Genomic DNA, 6,580 nt, shown 5'->3' on the forward strand with positions numbered 1-6,580 from the left:
GCCCTGTGCTCTGCTAGCGCAGCCGTGTGGCGGTTTATCGTCACCAAGGCCGCCCCGGCGCGCAATGCTGAAAGCGCAGACATACGTGCAGCGCCCGTTGCCCCTTTCGGACCTGAAACAACCACACAATGGCCCTTGGAATACTTATGCCCGCTAACTGCAGCCTTTGGCAATTCCCACAAATCAGGATGGTTCTGGGCTACCTGAGGCTCAATTCTCTCTAGCACCTCATTACCGATACCGATTTGGCCCAGTTCAACTTCCCCACAGAGGTCGCGACCGGGTAATAACAAGTGTCCGGGTTTCTTGCGGAAAAATGTTACGGTTGCATCCGCTCTAATGGCGTCGCCCAAAACCTGCCCGGTTTCCCCATGCACGCCCGAAGGCATATCCACACTCACTATCGGCGCATTAGTTTGGTTCGCTAACCGAATAATATCCGAGTGAGCACCAGCAATTGGTCGATCCAACCCTGCGCCAAACAATGCATCAACCAAAACACCAGCGTCTTCAATAACTTCAGGTGAAAAGGGCTCGGCTTCCCCCCAAAGGTTTAGGAAGTGAGTTGCCGCTTCACCATAGTGTTTTGGTTCACCACACACCGCCAAACGCACTGGCCAGCCGCGATCACGCAAATAGCAACCAACAACAAAACCATCTCCGCCATTATTGCCCGGCCCACACAAAATCGATACCGGTGAGCGCCGGAAGTGCGCAACGATATACCGCCCAACATTGCGGCCAGCATTGCCCATCAATTCAATTTCACTTGTCCCCGCCGCAATGGTCAGCGCATCGGCCTGCCCCATTTCAAATGGCGACAGCAAACAATGTTTGGAATCAGAATAGGTCATACTGCCAATCATGCGCTTTCCCTGAGTTTTGAAAACCCTGAATATCTTCACAACAACTCATCGGTTGTGCCATGATCTAACGCAGCAACAAACGGAGAGGCAAATGTCCGAACAAGACCCAACACTCCCCATGCGCGAAAAAGCATGTCTTTATCCCAATGTCGATAAGGGCACTGCCTGCACTCAAAGCTCATTCAAGGTCAAAGGCAAAGCATTCCTTTTCGCCGGCCCACAAGGCGGGCGATATAAGGCTATGTTCAAACTCAAAGAATCACGCGCTGAAGCGACCGATTTGGCAAACAAACATCCCGACAACTATCAAATCGGTTCAAACATTTGGGTGACAGCTCGATTTTCGAGTGAGGAACCCATGCCAGAGGATGTTTGGACGCGATGGTTGGATGAGAGCTATGCGTTGAGCGTGGCGAAGAAGAAGTAGCTTCGACGCAATTTTAGTCTTTCGGTCGAGGCGCCAACAAAATTTTGACCTGATCAACAGCAAATTCGGAGCCTGCATCAGAATCGGCAAGGACTTCTTTCGTGAAAAGAGCGTGATTTCGCACAGCCTTATCACTGCTCGCTAACGCCTTTTTGAGCACAGGCCGCACAGCCGACTCGCCAAGCGCCGCAAGAGAAATACTAAGGCTTCGTTGCAGTTCCCGGCCGCCTCGTCCGAGCAACGCGCCCAAATCTTTGGCCAAACCGCCCTTCTTGCCTGGTGGAACAAGCGTAACCGCAGCACGCCATGCTGCTTGCGCAACTTCATCACACGAGTCTTCGAGCAAATCTTTTGTAATCACATTCCAAGCGTCCGCACCTTCAATCTTTGAAAGACTATGCAACGCTTGGCTTCTAGCTTGATTGCTGCTCGACGACACCTCGGAGATCAGCTTTGGCACAATTAACTCCTTCGGAAACCGTATAAGGCTCCAAGTCAGTTGCTCGCGCACACCAAAATCTGGTTCGAGCGAACAGCGCTCTACCAACAAATCAAGCAAACTAATCTCTGGTTTCAAACCCGCAGCCATCGCTGCTTTTAACCGAACAGAGGCATCGTCTGCCTGCAGTGCTGCCGCTAGATTTGCTTTGTCTGTTCTTTCAACCATCAAAAAACCAAGGGTGCTGTTCCAATCAGAGCATGAAAACATAAACTGTACTTGTGGTGTTGATCTGCCTCAAATTGACAACGCAATACCAACATGCAGTCAATTGATCTCAACCTCTAAACACAACAAAAAAGGCCGCCCAAATTGGACGGCCTTCTTAAAATTCAAAACTAGAAAAACTTAGTCGTGGTTGTGAGGCTCGAGGTCTTCTTCTTCGCTCTCTTCAACCAGCTTAACCAACTCTTCTTTGGTCACTGTTTTGTCTTCAACGTCTGCCAATTCAACGACATAGTTTACAACTTTGTCTTCAAAGATTGGAGCGCGTAGACCGGCTAGTGCTTGCTGGTTGTTGCGGAAATAGTCATATACCTGTTGCTCTTGGCCCGGGTATTTTTGAACTTCCGCGATCAACGCTTGTTGATGCTCTTCTTCGGTAACTTGAACGTCGTTTGCATTGCCGATTTCAGCAATAACCAAACCAAGACGAACACGACGCTCAGCAATCGCAGTATATTCTGCGCGTGCTTTTTCTTCTGTCGTGCCCTCATCTTCAAAGCTGCGACCATGGTGCTCGATGTCGTGCATCACGCGGTCCCAAATGCCTTTGAATTCTTGCTCAACAAGCTGAGAAGGAACGTCAAATTTGTGCAACTCATCTAGAGCATCCAACACCAAACGCTTAACGCGTGTTGCTGAAAGCTGTTTGAATTGGCCACCGATTTGATCTTTGATCATTTCGCGAAGTTGATCGAGCGATTCAAGGCCTAGACCTTTAGCGAACTCGTCATCAACTGCAACGTCTTTAGCCGCTTCAATGCCCAAAACTTCAACATCAAATGTTGCATCTTTACCGGCCAAGTTTTCAGCGCGATACTCATCAGGGAATTTAACTTCCACGACTTTCTTGTCACCAACTTTAAGACCAACAAGCTGCTCTTCAAAACCTGGGATAAATTGGTTTGAACCAATAACCAAAGGCGAACCGTCTGATGCGCCGCCTTCGAATGGCTCGCCGTCAACTTTGCCCAAGAACTTGATGTTCAACCGATCGCCTTCAACAGCCGCTTCGCCTTCAGCTTTCGCTTCATAAGGGCGGTTCTGCTCAACAATCGCGTCAAACTGCTGCTGAATGTCAGCTTCGTCAACTTCAACTGTAGGACGTTCGATTTTGATTTTTTTGAAATCGCCCAATTTCACTTCAGGCAAAACTTCATAAGACATAGAGAATTCAAGGTCTGCTTCGCCCTCAAATACTTTTGTCAAAATGGCTTCGTCTTCAGGAAGGTCGATTTTTGGCTGCATTGCAGCTTTTTCTTTGCGCTCTTCCAATGTTGATTGAACACCAACATTGATCGCATCTTGCATAACGTCGCCCATTACAGAGCGGCCATATGTCTTTTTCATGTGCGCAAATGGAACTTTGCCCGGACGGAACCCTTTAAGATTCACAGTGCTCTTAAGCTCATTAAGCTTGTCGTCTAGCTTTTTGCTAAGCTCGGCTGCCGGAATGCGCATTTCCAATGTACGCTTGAGCCCTTCATTGAGGGTTTCATTGACCTGCATTAGGAAATTCCCGTCTTCAATATCTATAATTCGATCGATCGAAATGTCTGCTGAGGATGATGGTGCGGGTGGAGGGACTTGAACCCCCACGCCGTGAAGCACTAGAACCTAAATCTAGCGTGTCTACCAATTTCACCACACCCGCCTTCAAAACCTCAGCGACGAAGTCGGGGCGGGTCTAACCCAATCTCGCAGAACAGTCAAAGCCCTTTTTTGATCTTTTTGCAAAAAACCGTTGAAAGTGCATTTCTTTTAGCGCCGCATGTACAATTCTCGGGCAATTGACAACTTCAAGCCCCTATCTGCACAAAAAATAATCAAGTTGCACAAAATTTGTGCACAGCAGTTGCGAATAACATGCCTGCTGCTTCAGCACTAAAGCACTAACCCTTTATTAATGTTCAGTTTTCAGCCAATCCGTAAAACTGGCACGCAACCTGCATTTTGTTTGGCAGACGCAAGATCAGGTCCTTCGGAGTAAAGATCAGTGAAAAAAATTGAAGCCATCGTAAAGCCGTTCAAACTCGATGAAGTCAAAGAAGCACTTCAAGAAGCGGGCTTTCAGGGCATTACTGTTACTGAGGTAAAAGGCTTTGGCCGGCAAAAGGGCCATACAGAGCTTTACCGCGGTGCAGAATATGTCGTGGACTTTCTCCCGAAAGTAAAAATCGAAATCGTTGTTTCTGACCACACGGTAGACAAAGCCGTAGAAGCAATACGCGATGCAGCCCAAACGGGTCGCATTGGCGACGGAAAAATATTTGTCTCAACAATTGATCAGGCAATTCGCATCAGAACCGGGGAAACCGGCGACGAAGCTGTCTAAAATCAACGTAAAAACCCACAAAACACCACTATATAAGCGGGATAAATTATGACTACTGCTAAAGATGTAATCAAAAGAATCGAAGACGAAGACGTGAAATTCGTGGATCTTCGTTTTACTGACCCACGCGGTAAACTTCACCACATGACAATGGACGTTTCTGCAGTAAACGAAGACATGTTTGAAGATGGCGTGATGTTTGACGGCTCGTCAATTGCTGGCTGGAAAGCCATCAATGAAAGCGACATGGTGATGATGCCTGACCTTGATACGGTTCACTTGGATCCATTCTTTGGTCAAACAACAATGGTCATCAATTGTGATACATTGGAGCCAGGTACATACGAAGCCTATAACCGCGACCCACGCATGACAGCCCGCAAAGCCGAAGCTTACGTAAAGTCTTCAGGCATTGGCGACTCAGTGGTCGTTGGTCCTGAGCCAGAGTTCTTCATGTTTGACGACGTGCGATACAGCACTGACCCTCATCACTCAAGCTTCTCACTTGATCACACTGAACTGCCAACAAATACAAATTCTATGTATGAAGCAGGCAACATGGGTCACCACGTCGCCACTAAGGGCGGTTATGTTCCAGTTCCACCAGTAGACAGCGCACAAGACATTCGTTCTGAAATGCTTTCAGTTTTGAAAGAAATGGGCGTAACTGTTGAGAAGCACCACCACGAAGTGGCATCTGCTCAGCATGAATTGGGCATTAAATACAACACTCTAACTCGTAGCGCTGACGAAGTTCAGATCTACAAATATGGTGTTCAGCAAACTGCCCATGCGTACGGCAAAACAGCTACCTTTATGCCAAAGCCAGTTTTTGGCGATAACGGCTCAGGTATGCACTGTCACATTTCAATCTGGAAAGATGGCAAGCCAAACTTTGCTGGCGACGGCTATGCTGGATTGTCAGAGCAAGCGTTGCACTTCATCGGCGGCATCATCAAGCACGCTAAAGCAACAAACGCATTCACTAACCCTTCAACCAACTCTTACAAGCGTTTGGTTCCAGGTTATGAAGCACCTGTTCTGTTGGCTTACTCTGCACGTAACCGTTCAGCTTCTTGCCGCATTCCGTTTGGTTCTTCACCTGCTTCCAAGCGTGTTGAAGTGCGTTACCCAGATCCATTGGCAAACCCATATTTGGCATTCTCAGCACTGTTGATGGCCGGCCTTGACGGCATCAAAAACAAAATCAACCCAGGCGATCCTATGGACAAAGATCTATATGAATTGCCAGCTGAAGAGCTAAAAGAAATCCCAACGGTTGCTGCATCACTTCGTGAGGCTCTAGAAGCTTTGGATGCAGACCGCGAGTTCCTTAAAGCAGGTGGCGTATTCGACGACGACCAAATCGACGCTTACATCGCAGTTAAGATGGAAGAAGTTGAGCGCTTAGACATGGCGCCGCATCCTGTCGAATTCGACATGTACTACTCTGCATAAGGAGTCCCTCCTATCCCCTAGGTAGCAATACCTATACCTTAGGGCGCCTTCGGGCGCCCTCTTTTTTTGCCAAACAGACCTTGTCTCAGGCTTCTAAACTGCAACTTGGCTTTTTTGCCGCGCGCCAATTTCCAAAATAAACAACGCCAAAACAATAAATGCCGCATTGGTGAGAAAAACCAAACGAAAAGCACCCTCGATTGCCGCAGGAGTAGCTTGCGCCAAACTTGAGGTGCCGGAGCCTAGAGAAAAAAGAATCGAAATAATCGAAGCGCCAATAATCAGCCCGCCATTGCGCGACATATTCAACACCCCAGAAACCAACCCACGCCGTGAATCGTGTACATTGCTCATGACAGACATATTGTTGGCCGATAGGAAAAGCTGATACCCTGGCGTCAACAGGACAAGCGCCACAATATACCCCGTTAGGCCCCACACACTGAGCAGGAATGCGAAAACGAGCGCTCCACAAAAAACCAGTATCAATCCTGAATAGGCCACGCGTTTTACGCCAAATCGATCCGCCATCATGCCTGAAGGTAGTCCCGATAGAATCGAAATAATCGGGCCAACGGCCATGACCAACCCCACTGCCCCCGCGCTAAAACCAAGCACATAAGTCAGATAGAATGGTCCGGCGACAAATGTCGTCATCATAATCACTGCGACAAGAGTATTTGCGATTGCGGGCGACACATATGGTCCGACACGAAAAGCTAGTGTAGGTGGCGCAACAATCTTATCTTTTACTCTGGGATCATCTTGTAGTG

At 48.1% G+C, this 6,580-nt stretch carries 7 protein-coding genes and 1 tRNA gene; 3 read left to right on the plus strand and 5 right to left on the minus strand.

The genetic code is table 11. The features are described 5' to 3' along the window. Positions 1-866: NAD(P)H-hydrate epimerase (locus tag Q0231_RS13100; RefSeq protein ID WP_299348027.1), on the minus strand; the 866-nt coding region annotated here is incomplete at its 3' end. 91 nt (positions 867-957) lie between these two features. Here Q0231_RS13100 and Q0231_RS13105 point away from each other — a divergent pair. Further along, positions 958-1,293, plus strand: a complete 336-nt coding sequence (locus tag Q0231_RS13105) for an MmcQ/YjbR family DNA-binding protein (protein ID WP_299348028.1) — start codon at positions 958-960, stop codon at positions 1,291-1,293. A gap of 13 nt (positions 1,294-1,306) precedes the next feature. On the opposite strand, the gene Q0231_RS13110 is transcribed toward Q0231_RS13105, so the two are convergent. From Q0231_RS13110 to Q0231_RS13120, 3 genes are all read right to left on the minus strand, one after another. Next, positions 1,307-1,960 (minus strand): HEAT repeat domain-containing protein, encoded by a 654-nt coding sequence (locus Q0231_RS13110; protein WP_299348029.1) that lies wholly within the window; start codon positions 1,958-1,960, stop codon positions 1,307-1,309. A gap of 180 nt (positions 1,961-2,140) precedes the next feature. Then, on the minus strand, positions 2,141-3,523 hold the full coding sequence (tig, locus tag Q0231_RS13115; RefSeq protein WP_269394138.1) for a trigger factor: 1,383 nt from the start codon (positions 3,521-3,523) through the stop codon (positions 2,141-2,143). A gap of 60 nt (positions 3,524-3,583) precedes the next feature. After that, positions 3,584-3,668, minus strand: a tRNA-Leu gene (locus tag Q0231_RS13120). A 342-nt stretch (positions 3,669-4,010) separates the two neighbouring features. Between Q0231_RS13120 and Q0231_RS13125 the strand changes: the two genes are divergently transcribed. Together Q0231_RS13125 and glnA are read left to right on the plus strand one after the other, a co-directional pair. After that, on the plus strand, positions 4,011-4,349 hold the full coding sequence (locus Q0231_RS13125; RefSeq protein WP_269394137.1) for a P-II family nitrogen regulator: 339 nt from the start codon (positions 4,011-4,013) through the stop codon (positions 4,347-4,349). A gap of 48 nt (positions 4,350-4,397) precedes the next feature. After that, positions 4,398-5,807: a type I glutamate--ammonia ligase gene (gene glnA, locus Q0231_RS13130; protein WP_269394136.1), complete on the plus strand. Its 1,410-nt coding sequence runs from the start codon at positions 4,398-4,400 to the stop codon at positions 5,805-5,807. Positions 5,808-5,900: 93 nt separating this feature from the next. Here the strand turns inward: glnA and Q0231_RS13135 are convergent. Continuing rightward, on the minus strand, positions 5,901-6,580 hold a 680-nt coding region (locus Q0231_RS13135), incomplete at its 5' end, for an MFS transporter (RefSeq protein WP_299348033.1).

The sequence above is a fragment of the uncultured Maritalea sp. genome (assembly GCF_937139385.1).
In the GTDB taxonomy this organism is placed as follows: domain Bacteria; phylum Pseudomonadota; class Alphaproteobacteria; order Rhizobiales; family Devosiaceae; genus Maritalea; species Maritalea porphyrae_A.